Origin of the sequence: Streptomyces carpinensis, from assembly GCF_002154505.1 — a bacterium.
In the GTDB taxonomy this organism is placed as follows: domain Bacteria; phylum Actinomycetota; class Actinomycetes; order Streptomycetales; family Streptomycetaceae; genus Streptomyces; species Streptomyces carpinensis.
Window position 1 is genome coordinate 1 of sequence record NZ_MUBM01000245.1, and the last position, 21389, is coordinate 21389.

Below are 21389 nucleotides of genomic sequence, written 5' to 3' on the forward strand. Positions count from 1 at the left end.
CGCGGGTTCCGGGCTGCCGCCAGGTCCCGGCCACCGGAGCGCCGTCCCGCTTGCCGTCCGGCGCGCTCCCGACGCGCCCCGCGTCCTCCCCGGCGCGCCCTCGCGGCCGTCCCAGCACGCGTGTGCGTCGCTCCCGCTATCGGCGGCGGCGGTGGAGGGCGATGGCTGCCGCGGTGCCGCCGGCCACGGCGCCGACGCCCGCTGCGGCGGGGATGCCGACCTTCGCGGCCTTGCGGCCCGTGCGGTAGTCGCGCAGGCGCCAGTCCATCTCCCGGGCGTGTCGGCGGAGTTTGGCGTCGGGGTTGATGGCGTAGGGGTGGCCGACCAGCGACAGCATGGGGATGTCGTTGTGGGAGTCGCTGTAGGCGGCGCAGCGGGACAGGTCCAGCCCCTCCGCCGACGCCAGGGCGCGTACCGCCTCGGCCTTGGCCGGGCCGTGCAGCGGTTCGCCGACCAGGCGGCCGGTGTAGACGCCGCCGACCGACTCGGCCACCGTGCCCAGCGCGCCGGTCAGCCCGAGGCGGCGGGCGATGACCTGGGCGATCTCCACCGGTGCGGCGGTGACCAGCCACACCTTCTGGCCGGCGTCCAGGTGGGCCTGGGCCAGCGCCCGGGTGCCCGGCCAGATCCGCTCGGCCATGTACTCGTCGTAGATCTCCTCGCCGATGGACTGCAACTCGGCGACCCGGTGGCCCTTGACGATCGACAGGGCCGAGTCGCGGGCGTCCTGCATGTGCTCGGGGTCCTCGACGCCGGCCAGCCGGAACCACGCCTGCTGCCAGGCGAACTTGGCGAGGTCGCGCGTCTCGAAGAACTTCCGCTTGTACAGGCCCCGGCCGAAGTGGAACAGCGCTGCGCCCTGCATGACGGTGTTGTCCAGGTCGAAGAAGGCGGCGGCGCGGTCGTCCCCGTGCACCGGGAACTCCGCTTCCTCGGGGGGCGGTGCGACGTCCGTCTCCTGCGAGGACTTGCGCGCGGCCTCCGCCGAGGCCTCGCCTGCCAACACGCTCCGCGCGGTGGCGGAGCGCCTACGGGGGGTGAGCCATGCGAGAGCGGCCATGGCGTGAGCATAGCCATTCTGTTCGGCGGTTCCGGAGCCGTGAGGTTCGTGGGCTGTGAACTCTGCACGACCGTGTCGTTAAAGGGATCGAGGAGCGGGCCGTGCGTCGGCCGGTGAAAGCGGTCGTGGCGCCGGGCGTGGCCGAGAGGTGGGAGCGGTCGCGTGATGAGGGCGACAATGGCCGACATGAGTCCCCTCTTCCGCCGTAAGGCCCCCGCTCCCGGGGAACGGCTCGTCACGCTCGTCCGCAAGCCCGGCTGTCATCTGTGCGACGACGCGCAGGCCGTCGTCGAGAAGGTCTGTGCCGACCTCGGCGTTCCCTGGGAGCAGAAAAACATCACCGAGGACCCGCGGCTGCACGACCAGTACTGGGAGCAGATCCCCGTCGTGCTGATCGACGGCGAGCAGCACACCTTCTGGCGTGTGAACGAGGAGCGTCTGCGCAAGGAGCTGACCGGCCGGTCCGGCTGACGGGCCGGTCCGGCAACTGACCGACGAGTACAAACCAGCCGGATGTCGCTTAGGATCGACGGCGACTTGGTCTCGGGGGCGGGGATCGTAGAGGAGCGTGTGCGGTTTTGCCCCCAACAAGGAAGGAACGCGGGTGCGGGTGCGCCGGTTCCATGGATATGCGCCGGGGGCGCGTGACCCCGGTCACGTTGGCCGGGCAAATCGGACACAATCTTTGTGCACGCGTTCACAAAGACATAGCCTGCTGTCGACGGGGCGGTCCGGGGACGTATGACCGCCTGCAGCCCCGCTCTACCCGCAGGAGCACCGTGGCAACTGGCCGAACTCACCGACCGGCGACCCGTAGCCGAGGGATTCCCGAGGCCACCGTCGCCAGGCTTCCGCTGTACCTCCGAGCCCTGACCGCACTGTCGGAGCGCTCGGTACCCACGGTCTCCTCCGAGGAGCTCGCGGCCGCGGCGGGGGTCAACTCCGCGAAGCTGCGTAAGGACTTCTCCTACCTCGGCTCCTACGGGACCAGGGGCGTCGGCTACGACGTCGAGTATCTCGTGTACCAGATCTCCCGCGAACTGGGCCTGACCCAGGACTGGCCGGTCGTGATCGTCGGTATCGGTAACCTCGGCGCCGCCCTCGCCAACTACGGCGGGTTCGCCTCCCGTGGCTTCCGGGTCGCCGCCCTCATAGACGCGGACCCCGCGATGGCGGGCAAGCCCGTCGCCGGCATCCCGGTCCAGCACACCGACGACCTGGAGAAGATCATCCAGGACAACGGCGTGTCGATCGGCGTGATCGCGACCCCCGCGGGCGCCGCCCAGCAGGTCTGCGACCGGCTCGTGGCCGCCGGGGTGACCTCCATCCTGAACTTCGCGCCGACCGTGCTGAACGTCCCGGACGGCGTGGACGTGCGCAAGGTCGACCTCTCCATCGAGCTGCAGATCCTCGCCTTCCACGAGCAGCGCAAGGCAGGCGAGGAGTCCGCCGCCGACAGCCCGCTGCCCGGTGCCGCCGCTGCCGCCCGCAAGGCGTCCGCCGCCGACCAGGGGCCCGACGGGGACGTCCCCGCCGTGATGCCGGCATGAGTCTCCTCGTCGTCGGACTGAGCCACCGCAGCGCCCCGGTCAGCGTGCTGGAGCGGGCCTCGCTGAACGCGGACGACCAGGTCAAGCTGTTGCAGGACACCGTCGCCGCGGAGCCCGCCACCGAGGCGGCCGTCCTCGCCACCTGCAACCGCATCGAGCTGTACGCCGACGTGGACAAGTTCCACGCCGGTGTCGCCGAGCTGTCCACGCTGCTCGCCCAGCACAGCGGCGTCGGCCTGGAGGAGCTCACCCCCTACCTCTACGTGCACTACGAGGACCGGGCCGTCCACCACCTGTTCTCGGTGGCCTGCGGGCTGGACTCGATGGTCGTCGGCGAGGGGCAGATCCTCGGCCAGATAAAGGACTCCCTGGCCCGCGCGCAGGAGCTGCACACCGCCGGACGCCTGACGAACGACCTGTTCCAGCAGGCCCTGCGGGTGGGCAAGCGGGCCCACTCCGAGACCGGCATCGACCGCGCCGGACAGTCCCTGGTCACCTTCGGCCTGGAGCAGCTGTCCGCGAGCTCCACGAGCACGGCCGTCACCGACTGGGCACGCGGCAAGAAGGCCCTGGTCATCGGCGCCGGCTCGATGTCGTCGCTGGCCGCCGCCACGCTGGCGCGCGCCGGGGTCGCCGAGATCGTGATCGCCAACCGCACCCAGGAGCGCGCAGAGCGCCTGGCGCAGATCCTCACCGAGGGCGACGACACGAACGTGCCGGCCCGCGCGGTACCGATGAACGCGGTACCGGTCGAGCTGACACGTGCCGACATCGCCGTCTCCTGCACCGGCGCGACGGGGGTGGTCCTGACCGCCGAGACGATCGCCGCCGCGGTCGAGGGCCGCCTGGGCGCGCCCGCCGCGGAACCCGACGGTGACCGTCCGGCCGAGGCCGCCGGTGAGCGCCGTACGGCCGCGAAGGATGTCGGGGAGCGCCGTGGGACGGCGAGGACGGACGTACGCGAGACCCCGCTGCCTCCCACCACCGTCGGCGCCGAGGAGGGCTGCCCGCTCGACCTGGCCACCGTGGAGGCGGGCTTCTCCCTGCTGGGCGAGTCCGCGGTCGCGGGCATCGACGCGGCCACCCTGGAGCAGCACGGCACCTGGGTGGACAACGGCACCGCCGACCGCCGGGAGCCGGCCGGCCGCGGCGCCGAGGCCGACACCGCCGCCGACGCCGAGCTGATCACCGCGCTCGCCGCGACCGTCGCCACCGTCGGCCGCGTCCCCGAGCGCCGCAAGCCCGAGCCGGTCGCCGTGGCGCCGCGCCCCGAGCCGGTCCTCTTCCTGCTGGACCTGGCCATGCCGCGCGACGTGGACGCGGCCGTGCACCGCCTGGCCGGGGCGCGCCTGGTGGACATCGAGTCGCTGGCGGAGGCGTCCGCCGACGCGCCGATGGCATCCGACGTCGACCAGGTCCGCCGTATCGTCTCCGACGAGGTGGCGGCCTTCGGGGCGGCCCAGCGGGCGGCGCACATCACGCCGACCGTCGTCGCCCTGCGCACCATGGCCGCCGACGTCGTCGCCAGCGAGATCGCCCGCCTGGAAGGGCGGCTGCCCAGCCTGGACGACAAGCACCGGGCGGAGATCACCCAGACCGTGCGGCGAGTCGTCGACAAGCTGCTGCACGCGCCGACCGTCAGGGTCAAGCAGCTCGCGGCCGAGCCCGGCGGCGCCGGGTACGCGGACGCGCTGCGCACCCTCTTCGACCTCGACGCCGAGACGGTGGCCTCCGTCTCCCGCGCCGGGAACGGGCAGGACGGCTCCGACGACACAGACGGCTTCGACAAGAACGGCAAGAACCGAGGGCCAGCATGAGTAACACCCGTGAGCCGAAGGGGCGCGCCGGTGCGGAGAGCCCGAGCGCGCGGAGGCCCGAAGGGGCGAGCACGACCGGGCTCGGAGCACCGGCCGGAGCGCCGCTGCGGGGAACAGACCGAACCGGGGCACTGCGGCTGGGCACCAGGCGCAGCAAGCTCGCCATGGCCCAGTCCGGGCAGGTCGCGGACGCCGTGAGCCGGGTGACCGGACGGCCCGTCGAGCTCGTCGAGATCACCACTTACGGCGACGTCTCCCGTGAGCACCTGGCGCAGATCGGCGGCACGGGTGTGTTCGTCGCGGCGCTGCGTGAGGCGCTGCTGCGGGGCGAGGTGGACTTCGCGGTTCATTCGCTCAAGGACCTGCCCACCACGCAGCCCGACAGCCTGGTCCTGGCCGCCATACCCGAGCGCGAGGACCCGCGTGACGTGGTCGTCGCCAGGGACGCGCTGAAGTTCACCGACCTGCCCCGCGGGGCGCGGATAGGCACCGGCGCGCCGCGTCGCATGGCCCAGCTGAACGCGTATGCGCGCGCCCACGGCCTGGACATCGAGACGGTCCCGATCCGGGGCAACGTCGACACGCGCATCGGATACGTCCGCAGCGGCGAGCTGGACGCGGTCGTGCTGGCCGCGGCCGGCATGAACCGGATCGGCCGCAGCGACGAAGTGACCGACTTCCTGTCGGTCGACACGATTCTGCCCGCCCCCGGCCAGGGGGCACTGGCGATCGAGTGCAGGGCGGGGCACACCGCCCAAGACGCCGCGCTCCTCGCCGCGCTCGCCGAGCTCGACGACCCGTTCACGCGGGCCGCCGTGACGGCCGAGCGGTCACTGCTCGCCGCCCTGGAGGCCGGTTGCAGCGCCCCTGTGGGCGCCTTGGCCGACCTGCTGGCCGACGGGCAGATTGTCAAGGAAATGCGCCTGCGCGGCGTCGTCGGCACGACCGACGGCAGCACGCTGGTGCAGCTGTCCACCACCGGTCCCGTGCCCCAGACGCACGATGCGGCGATGGCGTTCGGTCGCGAACTCGCCACCGAGATGCTCGCCCAGGGCGCGGCCGGTCTGATGGGGGAGCGAGCACATTGAGCCCCACCACCCTTCCCGCCGGTCCGGAACACGGGCACGTCACCTTCCTCGGTGCCGGACCCGGAGATCCGGGACTACTGACACTGCGCGCCGTGGAGGCGCTGGCGAACGCGGACGTCCTCGTCGCCGAGCACGAGGTGCTCGACGTCGTACGCACGCACGCCCGGCACGGCGTCGCCGTCGTGCACACGGACACCGACTCTTCGTCGGACGTCGTTCCGGGCACAGGCACGCCTCAGCTCACGGTTGTTGACAGTGCGTCAACAACCGTCGGAGCCCCCGCGGTGCGGGATGCCGCACATCTTGTCATGGAGGCTGCGCGGGGCGGCAGGCGGGTCGTCCGTGCGGTGTCCGGGGACCCGGGACTTGATACGGACGCCGCCGCCGAGATGCTCGCCTGCGCCGCGGCCGGGGTGCCCTTCGAGGTCGTCCCCGGCATCGCGACCGCCGTCGGCGTGCCCGCGTACGCCGGTGTGCCGCTGCGCGACGCCGAGGGCACCGACGTCCGCTTCGTCGACGCCCGCACCGCCTCCGACCGCTGCTGGGCGGAGGTCGGCGCCTCGGACGGCACGGTCGTCGTCTCGACGACGCTGGACTCGGTGGCCACGGCGGCCGGCGAGCTCGTCTCGGCCGGCCGCAAGCCGGACACCCCGATGACGGTGACCATCGCCGGTACGACGACCCGGCAGCGCACCTGGACCGCCACCCTCGGCACGGTCGCGCAGACCCTGAAGCAGGCCAAGGTCCTGCCGTCCCCGGACGGCGGCCGGCCGGTGATAGCCGTGGTCGGCGAGCGCAGCGCCGCCGCGCAGCGCGACCAGCTGTCGTGGTTCGAGTCCAAGCCGCTGTTCGGCTGGAAGGTGCTCGTGCCGCGCACCAAGGAGCAGGCCGCGTCGCTCTCCGACCAGCTGCGCTCCTACGGCGCCGTCCCGCACGAGGTGCCCACGATCGCCGTGGAGCCGCCGCGCACGCCCCAGCAGATGGAGCGCGCGGTCAAGGGTCTGGTCACCGGCCGCTACGAGTGGATCGCGTTCACCAGCGTCAACGCCGTCAAGGCGGTCCGCGAGAAGTTCGAGGAGTACGGCCTGGACGCCCGCGCCTTCGCGGGCATCAAGGTCGCGGCGGTGGGCGAGCAGACGGCCAGGGCGCTGATCGCCTTCGGCGTGAAGCCGGACCTGGTGCCCAGTGGCGAGCAGTCGGCCGCGGGCCTGCTGGAGGACTGGCCGCCCTACGACCCGGTCTTCGACCCGATCGACCGGGTGTTCCTGCCGCGCGCCGACATCGCCACCGAGACGCTCGTGGCGGGCCTGATCGACCTGGGCTGGGAGGTCGACGACGTCACCGCCTACCGGACGGTGCGCGCCTCGCCGCCCCCGGCGGAGACGCGTGAGGCGATCAAGGGCGGCGGCTTCGACGCGGTCCTGTTCACGTCGTCGTCCACGGTCCGGAACCTGGTCGGCATCGCGGGCAAGCCGCACAACGTCACGGTGATCGCCTGCATCGGCCCGGCGACGGCGAAGACGGCGGAGGAGCACGGGCTGCGGGTCGACGTCATGTCCCCGGAGCCGTCGGTGCACAAGCTGGCGGAGGCGCTCGCCGACTTCGGCATGAAGCGGCGCGCGGCGGCCCTGGAGGCCGGCGACCCGGTGACGCGGCCGAGCGAGCGGCGTCCGGGGGCGCGGAGGCGTCGCTCGACGACCTGAGGTCTGTGACAGCGGTGGTGGCGGAGCGTGCCGAGCGGCGCGCTCCGCCACCGTGCGTTTCCGCCCGCGGCATCCGGTGGGCGATCGTGTGATCGCTCGCCGCGCGGGCGGTGCCGGGCGTCACGGCCCGGTTCGCGGCGTCCGCGGGCTCAGACCAGCGTCGTGATGCAGAACGGGTGCCCTGCGGGGTCCAGCAGCACCCGCCAGCGGTCGGGGGACGGCTGGAAGTCGGGCTTCACGGCGCCCAGGGCGAGCAGGCGGGCCTGGGCGGCCTCCAGGTCGTCCACGCCCAGCTCGAGGTGGGCCTGCTTCTCCTGGGCGGGGTCGGGCCAGGTGGGGCGCCGGTAGTCGGTCAGGCGGTTGAAGCCGAGTCCGGGCGCGCCGTCCTTGGCGAGGAAGACGAAGTCGTCGCCGGCGAAGGCGACGGGCAGGTCCAGTGCCTCGCCGTAGAAGCGGGCCAGTTCGGCGGGGTCGGGGCAGTCGAAGGTGACGGCTGCGTAGCGGAACGCGGGTGTGGTCTCGGTGTTGTCGGTGCTCATGGGAGGACGGTAGGACGGGACCAGGACAGTTCCGGTCCTGGATTGTGGAACACTTCCGGACGTGATCGGTGCGTCCGCCCGTCTGCTGCGACTGGTCTCCGTGCTGGCCGCCCGGCCGTCGTGGACCTGTGCCGAGCTGGCCGAGCGGACGGGGGTCACCGAGCGGACCGTGCGGCGGGACGTCGCCAAGCTCCGGGAGATCGGTTACGTCGTCGAGTCCGATCCCGGTCCGTGGGGCGGATACCGCCTGCGTGCGGGGTCCCGGGTGCCGCCGCTGATCCTGGACGACGAGGAGGCTCTCGCCGTGGCCGTCGGGCTGCGCGAGGCGGCGTTGAGCGGCGCCCTGGGCGGTGACCAGGCCGCGCTGTCGGCGCTGCTGAAGCTGCGGCAGGTGCTGCCGCGGCGGGTCGCGGACCGGCTGGGCGAGATGGACGCCGCCTTCGTGCACACCCCAAGGCCCACCGAACCGCAGATCACGCCCGGCATGCTGCTGGAACTGGCCGCCGCGTGCCGCAGGGGCGAGCGCGCCCGTCTGTCGTACCGGGACGGGACGGGGAAGGCCACCGTCCGGGACGTCGATCCCTACCGCCTCGTCCACACCGGACGCCGCTGGTACTTCGTCGCGCGGGACGTGGCACGGGACCAGTGGCGTACGTTCCGGGCCGACCGGGTCGGGCGACTGCAGCCGACCGGGCGGCCGGTGGAGCTGACCGACCCGCCCGATGCGGCGCAGCTCGTCTCCCGCTCCACCGCGAACGGCCCCTATCCGCTCAGCGCGACGATCCGCGTCCCGCTGCCCATGGAGCAGGTGCTGCGGCTGATCCCCGCGACCGTCGGCACTCACCGTCAGGACGGCCCGGACGCCACGATCGTGGACGTCGGCGGGCCCGACCCGGAAGGGCTCGCCAGATACCTGGCCGGCCTGGCCACACCCCTGCGGGTGCTGGCCCCCGACGCCGTGCGGCAGGCCCTGGTGCGCCGTGTCCGGGAACTCCTCGCGGACAACGCGGACGGGCGAGCGGACGACACGTCCTGCTGATCGGCTACCCAAGGGCATGCGGGCCACGGGGCCCCGGCGGCTCCGCCCGCAGGCCCGGTCCGGGCGGACCGGACGGCGGGCGGGTACGGGGCAGGGAGGCGCGTGCGGGGCGGTCGACAGGACGTCGGCAAAAGGGCCCCCGGGGCGGGCGTAGCGTAGTGGGCATGACGAAGTACGGATCCTTTCCCGGTACGCGTCCTCGTCGGCTGCGCACCACCCCTGTGATGCGCCGCATGGTCGCCGAGACGCGGCTGCACCCGGCGGACCTGATCCTGCCCGCGTTCGTGCGGGAGGGCGTGAACGAGCCCGTGCCGATCGAGGCGATGCCCGGGGTCGTGCAGCACACGCGGGACAGCCTGAAGAAGGCCGCCGCTCAGGCGGTGGAGGCCGGCATCTCCGGGATCATGCTGTTCGGGGTGCCGGAGGAGGCCAAGAAGGACGCCCTCGGAAGCGCGGGGACCGACCCGGACGGGATCCTTCAGGTCGCGCTGCGCGACGTGCGGACCGAGGTCGGGGACGAACTGCTCGTCATGTCCGACCTGTGCCTGGACGAGTTCACCGATCACGGGCACTGCGGGGTGCTGGACGCCGAGGGCCGCGTCGACAACGACGCCACGCTCGAGCGGTACGCCGAGATGGCCCAGGTGCAGGCCGACGCCGGTGCGCACATCGTGGGCCCCAGCGGGATGATGGACGGCCAGATCGGCGTCGTCCGCGACGCGCTGGACCAGATCGGGCGGGAGGACGTCGCGGTCCTCGCCTACACCGCCAAGTACTCGTCCGCCTTCTACGGGCCCTTCCGGGAGGCGGTCGGTTCCTCGCTGAAGGGCGACCGCAAGACCTACCAGCAGGACCCCGCGAACCTGCGTGAGTCGCTGCGCGAGCTGGCCCTCGACCTGGAGGAGGGGGCCGACATGGTGATGGTGAAGCCGGCCGGGCCCTACCTCGACATCCTCGCCCGGGTCGCCGACGCCGTGGACGTGCCCGTCGCCGCCTACCAGATCTCCGGCGAGTACTCGATGATCGAGGCCGCCGCCGAGAAGGGCTGGGTCGACCGGGACCGGGCGATCCTGGAGACCCTGACCGGCATCAAGCGCGCCGGTGCGCGGAACATCCTCACCTACTGGGCGACGGAGGTCGCGCAGAAGCTGCGCTGAACGGTGCCGGGATGCCGCGGTGCCGGCCGACCGGGGGCGCCGTGGTCGTCGGCGCACGGGCGCCCCAGGGACCGCGAGACCGCGGACGGGCCCTCGTCGCGTACGCCCTGACCGTCGTGACAGCCGGTCAGGACCGCGCAGCCGGCGAGCAGGAGCGCCGTCGCGGCGAGCAGACGGGTGCGGACGGAGCGTGCGGGCATGGGAGTCCCCCGTGGACGAACACGAACGAGCCGCGGTGAGGGCGGGCGGCCGGACGCCCCCAGCTTGATCCCCTCGGGCGTCCCGGCGCCACGGTTGCCCGCGAATGTGGGACGCCGGGACGCCGGTACCGCCCCCGACCTGCGCGAACGACATCCCCCTGGGATACGGGACGGGACGCGGGGCCCTCGGTGTGACGGTCCGGGGCGGGTCTTCGCACCGGTCCGCGCGCGACGGAACGGCCCGGGTTCGCCGCCGCGGGCACCATCAAGTCTCCCTGGGAGTTAGGTTGTTGAAGATCAGTCGAACCTCTCAGGGAGAAGTTCCATGCCCGGTGACGCCCTCAGCCAAGACCCCGCCGAGCTGAGAAGGAGGATCGACACCACGAAGGCACACCCCGCCCGGGTCTACGACGTCTTCCTCGGCGGCAAGGACCACTACCCGGCCGACCGCGCAGCGGCCGCCGCCGGGCTCGCCGCCAATCCGCGCGGCTACCTCGACGTACGGCACAACCGCGACTTCCTGCGCCGCGCCGTGACCACGCTCGCCACCCGGGACGGCATCCGCCAGTTCCTGGACATCGGCACCGGCCTGCCGACCGCCGAGAACGTGCACCAGATCGCCCAGCGGATCAACCCCGACTCGCGGGTGGTGTACGTCGACAACGACCCCGTGGTCCTCGCCCACGCCCGCGCGCTGCTCACCAGCGGGCCCGAGGGCCGCACCGACTACATCGACGCCGATCTGAGGAACCCGGCCCACATCCTCGAACAGGCCACGAAGACCCTCGACTTCGACCAGCCGATCGCGTTGTGCCTGGTCGCGATCCTGCACTTCGTGGAGGACTCGGAGGCGTACGACATCGTGCGCGAACTCGTCGCCGCCCTGCCCTCCGGCAGCCGACTGGTCCTCAGCCACCTCACCGAGGACCTCAACCCGGAGAACATCCGCGCGGTGCAACGCACGTACACCGAGCGCGGCTTCACCTTCGTGCTGCGCTCCAGGGCCGAGGTCGAGCGCTTCCTCACGGACAACGACCTGGAGGTGGCCGACCCCGGAGTCGTCCCCGTCCACCGCTGGCGCCCCGACCACGCGGCCCTGGTCCCGGACCAGCCGGAAGCCTCCTACCTCGCGAGTCTCGACGACATCGAGAAGGTCCGCTACGCCGACATCAACGACGTGACGGACGCGGACATCAACGTCTACGCGGCACTGGGAGGCAAGGCCTAGTCAGTGTCCCAGGGCGAAAGCCGCAGGCGGGATGCGTCCGCGGTCGGCGGACGGAAGGGCCGGGTCTTGCCTATGGTGATCGTATGACCGATACAGGCCACTTCGACCTGGACGCATATCTCCGGCGGATCGGCTGGGAGGGGGACAGGCGGGCCGACACGGCGACGCTGCGCGGGGTGCACCTGGCGCACATGCGGGCCATCCCGTTCGAGAACCTCGACGCGCTGTGCCGTACGGCCCCCTCCCTCGATCCGGCCCACCTGATGGCCAAGCTCGTCCACAGCCGACGCGGAGGCTACTGCTACGAGCACAACACGCTGCTCGCCTGCGCACTCCAGGCGCTGGGCTTCCGCGTCACCCGGCTGGCCGCCCGGGTGGTCGTCGGCGCGGACCGCATGGAGAGCCGGCCCCGCACCCACATGGCACTGCTGGTCGAGGTACCGGGCGACCCGCAGCCCTACCTGGCCGACGTCGGCTTCGGCGCGGTCGGGGCGCTGCTGGAGGCGGTGCCGCTGACGGCCGACACCGAGTTCCGCGACGCGGGCAGGCGGCACCGCCTCGTCCACGTGCCCCACCGCGGCCCTCTGGAGACGTGGGTGCTCCAGGCCTACCTGGGGGAGAAGGGCGAGGAGGACTGGCAGGGTCAGTACGCCTTCACACTGGAACCCTTCGAGGAGCCCGACTTCGAGGTCATCAACTGGCACATCGGCACGAACCCGCGCTCACCCTTCACCCAGCGCGTCTACGTCCAGCGCGTCACCCCCGACAGGCACCTCCTTCTGCACGGCCGCCACCTCACCGAGACACGCTCCGACGGCACGGTCACGGAACGCGAGGTCGCGGACGAGGCGGAGGCGCACCGCGTCCTGGAGGAGGACTTCGGCATCACCGCACCGGAGGGGATGACGCTGCTTCCGCGGTGAGGGCGTGAGTCAGTCGTGGTTCAGTCCCACCAGAAGTGCCAGAGGCGCTCACCGATCAGCCCGCCCGCGTACGCCTCCAGGCCGTCGCCCTCGTCCACCACGCTGTCCGGGCAGAAGGCGAAGTGCTCTGCGGCGACCGCCTGAGCGGCCGTGAGGGTGGCGGGCGGCGCCGCCACGGACACGACGAGCTGGTCGAAGCCGAGGGCCACGACCCGTATGCCGAAGCGGTCCTCCCACGAGCGCAGGACGGCGGACAGACGGGCCATGTCGTTCTCGTGGTTCAGCGGGCCGGTCCAGCCGATGGCCGTGGGAACGTCCGCGCTGCGGCGCGCCGGCACCAGGGCCAGATGCGGCTCCTTGAACCACGGCGAGCCCTCGGCGAGCGAGTCGGCGACCTCGGCGGCCCGCTTGTCCGGATCGACGGTCAGGGCGCGCCGCTCCGCCGGACCGGGCCACTCCTCGCCCTGCGCCGCGCACTCCTCCCAGAGCTGCGCCAGCACCTCCTCGGCGTCGTGATCGCCGGGGTACGACATCTCGCCGGGCAGCAACTCCCACTTCTCCGGACCGCCCTGACTGCCGCCCAGGTCGACAAGGAGCGGGAGCAGCCCCACCCGCGCCGCACGCGCCCCCAGCGCCGCCCAGTTGCCCCGGGACACCGACCGCCCGGCGTACCACAGCAGTGGTTCGTGCCACGGCCCGTCGTCCGTCGCGTCGAGCAGTATCCCGGGCGGGAGTTGCAGCCCGAGCGAACGCCCGCTCGGGTCTCCGGCCAACTTCGGCAGTGGGTTCGGAAGGGTCGCCATGCCGGTGACTGTAGAGGCAGCCACTGACAACAGGGCCCGGGCAAGGGGAGGCGTGCCGCTGCTACCTCGTGGCGGTGAACGCGGCCCAGGCGGCGGGGCCTACCAGGAGCGTCGGGCCGTCTTCCGGGGTGTTCTTCGAGTCCCGGATGTGGACGGCCTGGGCGGAGACGGCGACTTCGAGGCACTGGCCGCCTTCGCTCCCGCTGTAGGTCGACTTGAACCACTGAAGCGCTTCGGTGCTCATGTTTCTCCTAGCAGCCGGTCGAGCAGGGCCATCGAGTCCTGAGGGGTCAGGGCCTGCGTCCGCAGCATCGCATACTTGCGCGCCAGGATGGACACCTCGTCCGGGTCGGAGACCCACTGGCTGCCGCGTTGGGATTCGGTGTAGGCGAGATGCTGATGGTCAGGCGTCTCCAGGAGAGTGAATGGTCCGTCGACGCCCGCATGGTAGGGGCTGCTCAGCGGGAGGATCTGCAAGGAAAGCCCAGGAAGTTCGGCGATCGCACGCGAGTGCCGGAGCTGTTCAGCCCGCACCGCCGAACCGCCGATCCCCAAGAGCAGCACCGGCTCCCACACCACGAAACTCAATGTGGGCGGCTCCTTGCGGTACAGAATCTCCTGGCGTTCCATGCGTGCCGCCGTGCGGGTCTCCACCCCGTCCTCGTCGTAGGCGGGTACTCGATTGCGCAGCACCGCACGGGCGTAGGTCTCGGTCTGGAGCAGGCCGGGCACAACGGCGTTGTCGTACCAGGACAGCGCAATTGCCTCCCGCTCGTGCTGCATATAAAGCTCGGCCCACATCGGGAACTGGTCGATCTCCGGCAGATGCTCGACACCTGCCGACAACATCCCTTTGGTCCCCAGGAGTTGATCCAGTGCCTCGGCGAGGTCCGGTTTCAGCGGCCGCCGGCCCTGCTCGATCGAGGCGATGGTCTCCTCGTCGACCACGAGGTGTTCGGCGAGGCCGCGTTGGGTGAAGCCGGCCGCACGGCGCGCCGTGCCGAGCTGGACGCCCAGCATCCTCATGGCCGAGAGGTTCTTCTTCCGCGGAAGCTTCCTGGAGGTCATGCTGGTCCAACTCCCCACGCGTGCCGTACGCGACCCCGCAGGAACCCGTACAAAAAATCCGTACGGGTTCACTCAGTGATCCACGGTAGTGACTCTCCGCGACCCTCGTCCCATGAACGAGGTGATTCAACTCCCGTGCATGCGCGAGAGGTTCCTCCGACGCGAGCGCCGATCGGTCCCCGCTGCCAGGAGGTTCACAAAGGAGGCGTTGGCCGACTGGGGGCTGGGCGGTGGCGAGCGTGGCGAGGACGTGTTGCTGTGCGTGAGTGAGCTGGCGACGAACGCGCTGCTGCACGGGGTGCCGCCGGGGCGGGGATTCCGGCTCTTCCTGCGCTACGACGGCGACGTACTGCGGGTGGAGGTCCACGACAGCGGGCCGGGAGTCCCGAGGGTCGCGGAGAAGGCCGACGAAGGCGGACGGGGCCTGCTCCTGGTGGCGGCGCTCGCCGACAAGTGGGGGGTGGGGGAGAGGGACCCGGGGAAGGCGGTGTGGGCGGAGTTCGCCACGGGCCGGTCTCCCGCCCTCAAGGGATGAGGGGGTGAAGTGTCAGAAGAGGTCTGTGGAGACGGGTCTCCACAGACCTCAAGGGCCGCGGGTCAGAGCCTCTCGGGGGTCCTGATGCCCAGCAGGGCCATGCCCTGGTGCAGGGTGCGGGCCGTGACGTCGCACAGGAAGAGGCGGTTCTCCACCTGGTCCGGCGTCTCGGCCTTCAGGACCGGGCACTTGTCGTAGAAGGTCGTGTACAGGGACGCCAGCTGGTAGAGGTAGGCCGCCAGCTTGTGCGGGGCGTACTCCGTCGCCGCCTCCCGCACCGTCTCCGCGAAGGCGTCCGCGTGCAGGCCCAGCGCCCGCTCCGCCTCGGCCAGCGCCAGCTCCGGGTGCGCGGCCGGGCGGAGCTCGCCCGCCTTGCGGAGGATGGACTGGATACGGGCGTACGCGTACTGGAGGTAGACCGACGTGTCGCCGTTCAGCGAGACCATCTGGTCCAGGTCGAACTTGTAGTCCCGGCTCGCCGACGTCGACAGGTCCGCGTACTTCACCGCGCCGATGCCCACCTGGGCGCCACGCTCGGCGATCTCCTCCTCGGAGAGGTCCTGGGCCTTCTCGCGGACGACCGCCGAGGCCCGCTCGATCGCCTCGTCGAGCAGGTCGACCAGGCGGACCGTCTCGCCCTCACGCGTCTTGAACGGCTTGCCGTCCTTGCCCAGCACCGTGCCGAAGGCCAGCTGGAACGCCTTGACGCCGTCGCCGAGCCAGCCGGCCCTGCGCGCGGTCTCGAAGACCATCTTGAAGTGCAGCGACTGGCGGGCGTCCACCACGTACAGCAGGGAGTCGGCCTTCAGGTTGAAGACGCGGTCGCGGATCGCCGACAGGTCGGTGGCCGCGTAGCCGTAGCCGCCGTCGGACTTCTGGACGATCAGCGGGACCGGGTTGCCGTCCGGGCCCTTGATGTCGTCGAAGAACACGCACAGGGCGCCCTCGGAGCGGACCGCGACGCCCGACTCCTCCAGCAGGCGGCAGGTCTCGGCGAGCATGTCGTTGTAGCCCGACTCGCCGACGATGTCCGGGTCCCGGATCTCCACGTCCAGCTTCTCGAAGACGGAGAAGAAGTAGATCTTCGACTCGTCGACGAACTTCTGCCACGTGGCCAGCGTGTGCGGGTCCCCGGCCTGGAGGTCGACCACCCGGCGCCGGGCGCGCGTCTTGAACTCCTCGTCCGAGTCGAACTTCTTGCGCGCCGCCTTGTAGAGGCGGTCGAGGTTCGACATCGCCTCCTCGCCGGAGGCCGCCGTGTCCTCGGTGGACGCCTTGTGGTCCAGCTCGTGCGGGTGCTCGTCCAGGTACTGGATGAGCATGCCGAACTGGGTGCCCCAGTCGCCGATGTGGTGCCGGCGGACCACGTTCTCCCCGGTGAACTCCAGGAGCTGGACCACCGAGTCGCCGATCACCGCGGACCGCAGGTGGCCGACGTGCATCTCCTTCGCCACGTTCGGCTGGGCGTAGTCGATCACCGTCGTGCCCGGGTGGTCCGCGAGCGGCACGCCGAGCCGGCCCGCCGGGTCGGTGGCGCGCGCGGCCAGGTTCTCGACGATCGCCCGGTCGGTGACGGTGATGTTGAGGAATCCGGGGCCCGAGACCTCGACCTCCTTGATCACGTCACCGGTGACCACCTGGGAGACGACCTGGGCCGCCAGCTCCCGCGGGTTCGCCTTCGCCTTCTTCGCCAGCGCCAGGATCCCGTTGGCCTGGAAGTCCGCCCGGTCGCTTCGTCGCAGCAGCGGGTCCGCGTCGGCGGTCTCCGGCAGGGCGGCCGAGAGGGCGTTCGCGAGGCGCTGGTGGACGGAAGCGGTGAGGGACGTGACCGAGGCCATAGGAATGGGTGCCGTTCTCCTCGTGGGGATGGATAGTCCCAGCCAGTATCCCATGCGGGGTAAAGCGAATTTTCCGGTCGCCGGGCCAACCGCGGGGCGCGCCGTGCCGTCCAACGCGGTGATGAGGCGTTTTCGTGGATGTCGGGCCGCCTGGGACAATGAACGTGGCCGGCCGTGCGACGTGCCGGCTGTTCACGGAGAACCTGTAGAGAACCTTCAGACAAAGAGGACGTGCCGATCGTGGCTCAGAGCACCGAGACCACCGACTGGGTCTCCCGTTTCGCGGATGAGGTCATCGAGGAGTCGGAGCGTCGGGCCCCGGGCAAACCGGTCGTCGTCGCGTCCGGGCTCTCCCCCTCCGGCCCCATCCACCTGGGGAACCTGCGCGAGGTCATGACCCCGCACCTCGTCGCCGACGAGATCCGCCGCCGGGGCCTGCAGGTGCGGCACCTGATCTCCTGGGACGACTACGACCGGTACCGCAAGGTCCCGAAGGGGATCGACGGCGTCGACGACTCGTGGGCCGAGCACATCGGCAAGCCGCTGACCTCCGTCCCCGCCCCCAGAGGCTCGGCGTACCCGAACTGGGCCGAGCACTTCAAGGCCGCCATGATCGCCTCGCTCGCCGAGCTGGGCGTGGAGTTCGACGGCATCAGCCAGACCGAGCAGTACACCTCCGGCGTGTACCGCGAGCAGATCCTGCACGCGATGCGGCACCGCGGCGACATCGACGCCGTCCTCGCCCAGTACCGCACCAAGCCCAAGCCGGCCGCCGCCGTCAAGAAGCAGCAGAAGCCGGTCGACGAGGCCGAGCTGGAGGCCGCGGAGGGCTCGGGAGCCGCCGCCGAGGACGACGGCAGCTCCGGCTCCGCCGGCTACTTCCCGTACAAGCCGTACTGCGGCAACTGCGAGAAGGACCTCACCACCGTCAGCTCCTACGACGACGACTCCACCGAGCTGACCTACGCCTGCACGGCGTGCGGCTTCTCGGAGACGGTCCGGCTCAGCGAGTTCAACCGCGGCAAGCTGGTCTGGAAGGTCGACTGGCCGATGCGGTGGGCGTACGAGGGCGTGATCTTCGAGCCCTCCGGCGTCGACCACTCCTCGCCGGGCTCCTCGTTCCAGGTCGGCGGGCAGATCGTCGGGATCTTCGGCGGCGAGCAGCCGATCGGCCCGATGTACGCCTTCGTCGGCATCTCCGGCATGGCGAAGATGTCGTCCTCCCGGGGCGGGGTCCCCACCCCCGCCGACGCGCTGAAGATCATGGAGCCGCAGCTCCTGAGGTGGCTGTACGCCCGGCGGCGGCCGAACCAGTCCTTCAAGATCGCCTTCGACCAGGAGATCCAGCGCCTCTACGACGAGTGGGACAAGCTCGCGGCCAAGGTCGCCGACGGCTCCGCGCTCCCGGGCGATGTCGCCGCGTACACGCGGGCCGTGGGCACCGCCGCGGGGGAGCTGCCGAAGACCGCCCGCCCGCTGCCGTACCGCACGCTCGCGTCCGTCGCCGACATCACCGCCGGCCACCAGGACCAGGCGCTGCGGATCCTCAGCGAGCTCGACCCGGCCGACCCGCTCGGTTCGCTGGACGAGGCCCGACCGCGCTACGACAGGGCCGAGGCGTGGATCAACACCCACGTCCCCGCCGACCAGCGCACCATCGTCCGCGACGAGCCCGACGCCGAGCTGCTGAAGTCCCTCGACGAGGCGTCCCAGCAGTCCGTGCGACTCCTGCTCGACGGGCTCGCCGAGCACTGGTCCCTCGACGGGCTGACCCACCTCGTGTACGGCGTGCCCAAGGTGCAGGCGGGGTTCTCCGAGGACGCCACGCCCAAGGAGCTGCCGCCGGAGATCAAGACGGCCCAGCGGTCGTTCTTCGCCCTGCTGTACCACCTGCTCGTCGGCCGCGACACCGGTCCCCGGCTCCCCACGCTGCTGCTGGCCGTGGGCCAGGAGCGGGTGCGGAAGCTGCTCGGGGAGTAGCAGCCTTCCGGTTCTACGCCGATGGGGGCGCCCGGTGTCCGCCGGGCGCCCCCATCGTCCGTCCGCACGCCTTTACGCGATGTGGTCGTCCTCCAGTTCCGCCGTGTGGCGGTTCTGGAAGCGCATGACCATCCGCTTGGCCTCGGCGTCGGGGACGGGGACGCCGTACGTCGCCTCGACGTTGTCACTGAACTCGCGCGGAGTCGGATAGCCGCTGCCGCTGATCGACTGCTTGAAGACCTGGTAGTACGACTCCTCGTCCGGCGGCTCGGGTTCCGGGGTGCCGCCGCCCTCGCCCAGCTCACGCGTACGGTTCGGGCCCACCGGAATGGGGAAGCTGCCGGTGTCCTCCATGGAGGGCTGCTCGAACTGCTCCGGCTTCTGCTCCTCGTACCAGTCCTCGTACACGGGCTCCGGCTCGTACGTCGGGTCGTAGCCGCCCTGGTAGTCGACCTGCCGGGGCGCCTGGAACCAGGGGCTCTGGTCGTCGGGCGGCAGCTGCTCCTCGTAGGCGGGCCCGCCGGGTTCCTGGTCGTGGACCAGCTGCGGGCGCCGCCCGGTGGTGGTCGTCCGCTGCTGCGGGACGGGACCCGCAACGGCGGGCCGGCCGCCCGCTGCCGTCTCGATCCGCGGCACCGGCGGAATCACGGCCGGCTCGATGCCCGCCGCGGCAAGGCCCGCCGCGGCCGTATCCGCGAGCGGCACACCGTACCGGGCGAGCCGCAGCGGCATCAGGGACTCCACCGGGGCCTTGCGGCGCCAGGCCCGGCCGAACCGGGAGCGCAGCCGCGCCTGGTAGACGAGGCGTTCCTGCTCCAGCTTGATGACCTGGTCGTAGGAGCGCAGCTCCCACAGCTTCATACGGCGCCACAGCAGGAAGGTCGGCACCGGGGAGAGCAGCCAGCGGGTGAGGCGGACGCCCTCCATGTGCTTGTCGGCCGTGATGTCGGCGATCCGGCCGATCGCGTGCCGGGCCGCCTCCACCGCGACCACGAACAGCACCGGGATCACCGCGTGCATGCCGACGCCCAGCGGGTCCGGCCAGGCGGCGGCGCCGTTGAACGCGATCGTCGCCGCCGTCAGCACCCACGCCGTCTGACGCAGCAGCGGGAAGGGGATACGGATCCAGGTCAGCAGCAGGTCCAGGGCGAGCAGCACACAGATGCCCGCGTCGATGCCGATCGGGAACACGTAACTGAAGTTCCCGAAGCCCTTCTTGATGGCGAGTTCGCGGACGGCGGCGTACGAACCGGCGAAACCGATACCGGCGATGATCACGGCGCCCGCCACGACCACGCCGATGAGGACGCGGTGCATCCGAGTCAGCTGCAGTGGCGCGGCCACTCGTACTCCCCTCCCATTGCGTGTTGTTGCGCGCAACAGAGTGGCACACTCGTCCGACGCGCGGGCGGGCGGATCCGATTGCCCCGGTGCGACGGACGGCTCGACGGGCGACCCCGACGAGCCGACCCGTCCGCTCAGCCCTTCGAGGCGGCCTTCTTCGACGGCGAGGCGCTCGGGGACTTGTCCCCGCCACCGGCCTTGCCGTCCGACGCCGACGCCGAGGGGGACTTGGAACCCGACGCGGACGAGGAGGCGCTCGGCGATCCGGCGCCACCGTCCCCGTTCGCCTCCGCCACCGCGGCCACCGCCTCCTTGGCCGCCGACTTCGCGTCCTTGGCCAGGTCGTCGGCGTCCGGGGTCTTGTCACCGGCCAAACCGGCACCGTTGTAGTCGAGCGTGAGGACCACGTTCTGCACCCGCGCCACGACCGTCTGCTGCTTGAAGGAGCCTTCCTTCTTCTTCAGGTCGTAGCGCACCGCCGTCGCCTCGTCGCCCGTCCCGGACACCGGCTCGGACTTGGTGTTCTTCGCACCCGTCACGGACTTGGCGTCCTGGACCTGCTTGTCGTAGTACGCCTTGGCCTGCTGGTCACCCGAGCCGCGCGAGGCGTCGGAGTCGAAGCGCAGCAAGGAGACGTTCAGCCAGCGGAACTGAGAGCCCTTCACCCCGTTGTTCTCCAGACTGTTCCAGGAGCAGCTGGCACGCGAGGATATGTCGCTGGACGTGCCCTCCTTGGCGGACTTCGTCCCCTTCGGAACCAGTTCGTCCAGCGTCTTGCTCGACAGCACCTTGCACGCCTCCGGCAGCTTGGCGTACCTCGCCGCCTGCACCGTCGGCGAGGCGCTCGCGCTCGCGGACGCCTTGGCGTCACCGGCCGGCGTCTTCTTCGCGCCGTCACCGGAGCCGGAGTTCGAGGAGCAGGCCGCGGCCAGCAGCATCACGGGTACGGCCGCCGCGCAGACAAGGACGCGGTTCAGCCGCTTGGCTTTCGGTTCGTGCTGGTCACGCTGGGCTGCTCGCTGCATGGTTCCTTCACTCATACGCTCGTGGTTCCTGCGGTGGGATCGGGTCCGAGGGGCCACGGTACGCGGTGAGGCAGCCGCGTGGTTCGCCTTCCCGGGCTTTGCGGCCGGGCGCCGGGTGCCGGACGAAGGCCGTCAGCCGCTCAGCGAATCGGCCAGCCGCGCGGCCAGTTTCCGGGCCTTGTCCTGCATTTCCTTGCTGTCGGGGACCGCGCCGACGACGGCCGGCTGCTCCTCGTACTCGATGGTCACGATGACGTTCGACGTGCGGAACGCCACAGTCACCGTCCGCTGCTTGGCCGTCGAACCGGAGCTGCTGAGCTGGTCGTCGAGGAACCCCTCGTCGCCGAGGTCGTCGAGGGTGCGGGGCTGGAGAGCGGTGGAGTCCGAGGCGGAGGGCGAGGACGACGACGGCGAGGAGGAATCGGCGGAGGAGGAGGCGGGGGAGGACGAAGCGGCGGAGTCGGAGGCGGAGGGCGAGGGGGAACCGGAGGG

At 71.4% G+C, this 21389-nt stretch carries 20 protein-coding genes and 1 pseudogene; 11 read left to right on the top strand and 10 right to left on the bottom strand.

The window, feature by feature from the left end; all coding sequences use genetic code 11:
* Positions 1-136: 136 nt before the first annotated feature.
* Positions 137-1060, bottom strand: coding sequence for an HAD family hydrolase (locus tag BZY54_RS30295; RefSeq protein ID WP_086728519.1), 924 nt, complete (start codon positions 1058-1060; stop codon positions 137-139).
* 177 nt (positions 1061-1237) lie between these two features.
* On the opposite strand from BZY54_RS30295, the gene BZY54_RS30300 reads away from it, so the two are divergent.
* The 5 genes from BZY54_RS30300 (at position 1238) to BZY54_RS30320 (ending at position 7218) form a co-directional block, all read left to right on the top strand.
* Positions 1238-1531, top strand: a complete 294-nt coding sequence (locus BZY54_RS30300) for a glutaredoxin family protein (RefSeq protein WP_208640818.1) — start codon at positions 1238-1240, stop codon at positions 1529-1531.
* Between the two features lie 308 nt (positions 1532-1839).
* Positions 1840-2610 (top strand): redox-sensing transcriptional repressor Rex, encoded by a 771-nt coding sequence (locus BZY54_RS30305; protein WP_086728520.1) that lies wholly within the window; start codon positions 1840-1842, stop codon positions 2608-2610.
* Positions 2607-4427, top strand: coding sequence for a glutamyl-tRNA reductase (locus BZY54_RS30310; RefSeq protein WP_086728521.1), 1821 nt, complete (start codon positions 2607-2609; stop codon positions 4425-4427). The genes BZY54_RS30305 and BZY54_RS30310 overlap by 4 nt, the downstream gene beginning before the upstream one ends.
* Positions 4424-5515 (top strand): hydroxymethylbilane synthase, encoded by a 1092-nt coding sequence (gene hemC, locus BZY54_RS30315; RefSeq protein ID WP_279634716.1) that lies wholly within the window; start codon positions 4424-4426, stop codon positions 5513-5515. Before BZY54_RS30310 ends, hemC begins: the two co-directional genes overlap by 4 nt.
* Entirely contained in the window at positions 5512-7218 is a 1707-nt protein-coding gene (locus BZY54_RS30320; protein WP_086728522.1) for a bifunctional uroporphyrinogen-III C-methyltransferase/uroporphyrinogen-III synthase, read from the top strand. Before hemC ends, BZY54_RS30320 begins: the two co-directional genes overlap by 4 nt.
* Positions 7219-7367: 149 nt before the next feature.
* Here the strand turns inward: BZY54_RS30320 and BZY54_RS30325 are convergent, their stop codons facing one another.
* Complete coding sequence (locus tag BZY54_RS30325) at positions 7368-7757, bottom strand: VOC family protein (RefSeq protein ID WP_086728523.1); 390 nt, start codon at positions 7755-7757, stop codon at positions 7368-7370.
* A gap of 61 nt (positions 7758-7818) precedes the next feature.
* Between BZY54_RS30325 and BZY54_RS30330 the strand changes: the two genes are divergently transcribed.
* Both BZY54_RS30330 and hemB read left to right on the top strand, forming a co-directional pair.
* Positions 7819-8796, top strand: a complete 978-nt coding sequence (locus BZY54_RS30330) for a helix-turn-helix transcriptional regulator (RefSeq protein ID WP_086728524.1) — start codon at positions 7819-7821, stop codon at positions 8794-8796.
* A 164-nt stretch (positions 8797-8960) separates the two neighbouring features.
* Complete coding sequence (gene hemB, locus BZY54_RS30335) at positions 8961-9953, top strand: porphobilinogen synthase (protein ID WP_086728525.1); 993 nt, start codon at positions 8961-8963, stop codon at positions 9951-9953.
* Here the strand turns inward: hemB and BZY54_RS30340 are convergent.
* A complete protein-coding gene (locus BZY54_RS30340) occupies positions 9917-10153 on the bottom strand; it encodes a hypothetical protein (RefSeq protein WP_086728526.1) in 237 nt (78 codons plus the stop codon). The two genes, hemB and BZY54_RS30340, sit on opposite strands and share 37 nt — an antisense overlap.
* A gap of 325 nt (positions 10154-10478) precedes the next feature.
* Here BZY54_RS30340 and BZY54_RS30345 point away from each other — a divergent pair, with 325 nt between their 5' ends.
* Both BZY54_RS30345 and BZY54_RS30350 read left to right on the top strand, forming a co-directional pair.
* Positions 10479-11381 (top strand): SAM-dependent methyltransferase, encoded by a 903-nt coding sequence (locus tag BZY54_RS30345; protein ID WP_086728527.1) that lies wholly within the window; start codon positions 10479-10481, stop codon positions 11379-11381.
* Between the two features lie 83 nt (positions 11382-11464).
* Complete coding sequence (locus BZY54_RS30350) at positions 11465-12304, top strand: arylamine N-acetyltransferase family protein (RefSeq protein ID WP_086728528.1); 840 nt, start codon at positions 11465-11467, stop codon at positions 12302-12304.
* A 20-nt stretch (positions 12305-12324) separates the two neighbouring features.
* Here the strand turns inward: BZY54_RS30350 and BZY54_RS30355 are convergent, their stop codons facing one another.
* The 3 genes from BZY54_RS30355 to BZY54_RS30365 form a co-directional block, all read right to left on the bottom strand.
* Entirely contained in the window at positions 12325-13107 is a 783-nt protein-coding gene (locus BZY54_RS30355) for a DUF4253 domain-containing protein (protein ID WP_086728529.1), read from the bottom strand.
* A 61-nt stretch (positions 13108-13168) separates the two neighbouring features.
* Complete coding sequence (locus BZY54_RS30360; protein WP_086728530.1) at positions 13169-13351, bottom strand: DUF397 domain-containing protein; 183 nt, start codon at positions 13349-13351, stop codon at positions 13169-13171.
* Positions 13348-14175 (bottom strand): helix-turn-helix domain-containing protein, encoded by an 828-nt coding sequence (locus BZY54_RS30365; RefSeq protein ID WP_086728531.1) that lies wholly within the window; start codon positions 14173-14175, stop codon positions 13348-13350. The genes BZY54_RS30360 and BZY54_RS30365 overlap by 4 nt, the downstream gene beginning before the upstream one ends.
* A gap of 112 nt (positions 14176-14287) precedes the next feature.
* Between BZY54_RS30365 and BZY54_RS30370 the strand changes: the two genes are divergently transcribed.
* The gene (locus BZY54_RS30370; protein WP_086728532.1) at positions 14288-14710 is read left to right on the top strand and encodes an ATP-binding protein; all 423 of its coding nucleotides are present in this window, start codon (positions 14288-14290) and stop codon (positions 14708-14710) included.
* A gap of 62 nt (positions 14711-14772) precedes the next feature.
* Here the strand turns inward: BZY54_RS30370 and argS are convergent, their stop codons facing one another.
* Positions 14773-16548, bottom strand: a complete 1776-nt coding sequence (gene argS / locus BZY54_RS30375; protein ID WP_086728533.1) for an arginine--tRNA ligase — start codon at positions 16546-16548, stop codon at positions 14773-14775.
* 231 nt (positions 16549-16779) lie between these two features.
* Here argS and lysS point away from each other — a divergent pair, with 231 nt between their 5' ends.
* Positions 16780-18528 (top strand): lysine--tRNA ligase, encoded by a 1749-nt coding sequence (gene lysS, locus BZY54_RS30380; RefSeq protein WP_086728534.1) that lies wholly within the window; start codon positions 16780-16782, stop codon positions 18526-18528.
* Positions 18529-18600: 72 nt separating this feature from the next.
* On the opposite strand, the gene BZY54_RS30385 is transcribed toward lysS, so the two are convergent.
* From BZY54_RS30385 to BZY54_RS51770, 3 genes and pseudogenes are all read right to left on the bottom strand, one after another.
* Positions 18601-19845, bottom strand: coding sequence for a DUF2637 domain-containing protein (locus BZY54_RS30385; protein ID WP_086728538.1), 1245 nt, complete (start codon positions 19843-19845; stop codon positions 18601-18603).
* A gap of 161 nt (positions 19846-20006) precedes the next feature.
* Complete coding sequence (locus BZY54_RS30390; RefSeq protein ID WP_086728535.1) at positions 20007-20912, bottom strand: DUF3558 domain-containing protein; 906 nt, start codon at positions 20910-20912, stop codon at positions 20007-20009.
* Positions 20913-21029: 117 nt separating this feature from the next.
* Positions 21030-21389: pseudogene (locus tag BZY54_RS51770) on the bottom strand (DUF3558 domain-containing protein); the annotation flags it as partial.

Coding starts and splice junctions, on each gene's coding strand:
- BZY54_RS30295 (WP_086728519.1), bottom strand. CDS start 1,060: ATGGCCGCTCTCGCATGGCTCACCCCCCGTAGGCGCTCCGCCACCGCG.
- BZY54_RS30300 (WP_208640818.1), top strand. CDS start 1,238: ATGGCCGACATGAGTCCCCTCTTCCGCCGTAAGGCCCCCGCTCCCGGG.
- BZY54_RS30310 (WP_086728521.1), top strand. CDS start 2,607: ATGAGTCTCCTCGTCGTCGGACTGAGCCACCGCAGCGCCCCGGTCAGC.
- hemC (WP_279634716.1), top strand. CDS start 4,424: ATGAGTAACACCCGTGAGCCGAAGGGGCGCGCCGGTGCGGAGAGCCCG.
- BZY54_RS30325 (WP_086728523.1), bottom strand. CDS start 7,757: ATGAGCACCGACAACACCGAGACCACACCCGCGTTCCGCTACGCAGCC.
- hemB (WP_086728525.1), top strand. CDS start 8,961: ATGACGAAGTACGGATCCTTTCCCGGTACGCGTCCTCGTCGGCTGCGC.
- BZY54_RS30340 (WP_086728526.1), bottom strand. CDS start 10,153: ATGCCCGCACGCTCCGTCCGCACCCGTCTGCTCGCCGCGACGGCGCTC.
- BZY54_RS30345 (WP_086728527.1), top strand. CDS start 10,479: ATGCCCGGTGACGCCCTCAGCCAAGACCCCGCCGAGCTGAGAAGGAGG.
- BZY54_RS30350 (WP_086728528.1), top strand. CDS start 11,465: ATGACCGATACAGGCCACTTCGACCTGGACGCATATCTCCGGCGGATC.
- BZY54_RS30355 (WP_086728529.1), bottom strand. CDS start 13,107: ATGGCGACCCTTCCGAACCCACTGCCGAAGTTGGCCGGAGACCCGAGC.
- BZY54_RS30360 (WP_086728530.1), bottom strand. CDS start 13,351: ATGAGCACCGAAGCGCTTCAGTGGTTCAAGTCGACCTACAGCGGGAGC.
- BZY54_RS30365 (WP_086728531.1), bottom strand. CDS start 14,175: ATGACCTCCAGGAAGCTTCCGCGGAAGAAGAACCTCTCGGCCATGAGG.
- BZY54_RS30370 (WP_086728532.1), top strand. CDS start 14,288: ATGAACGAGGTGATTCAACTCCCGTGCATGCGCGAGAGGTTCCTCCGA.
- argS (WP_086728533.1), bottom strand. CDS start 16,548: ATGGCCTCGGTCACGTCCCTCACCGCTTCCGTCCACCAGCGCCTCGCG.
- BZY54_RS30385 (WP_086728538.1), bottom strand. CDS start 19,845: ATGCACCGCGTCCTCATCGGCGTGGTCGTGGCGGGCGCCGTGATCATC.
- BZY54_RS30390 (WP_086728535.1), bottom strand. CDS start 20,912: ATGAGTGAAGGAACCATGCAGCGAGCAGCCCAGCGTGACCAGCACGAA.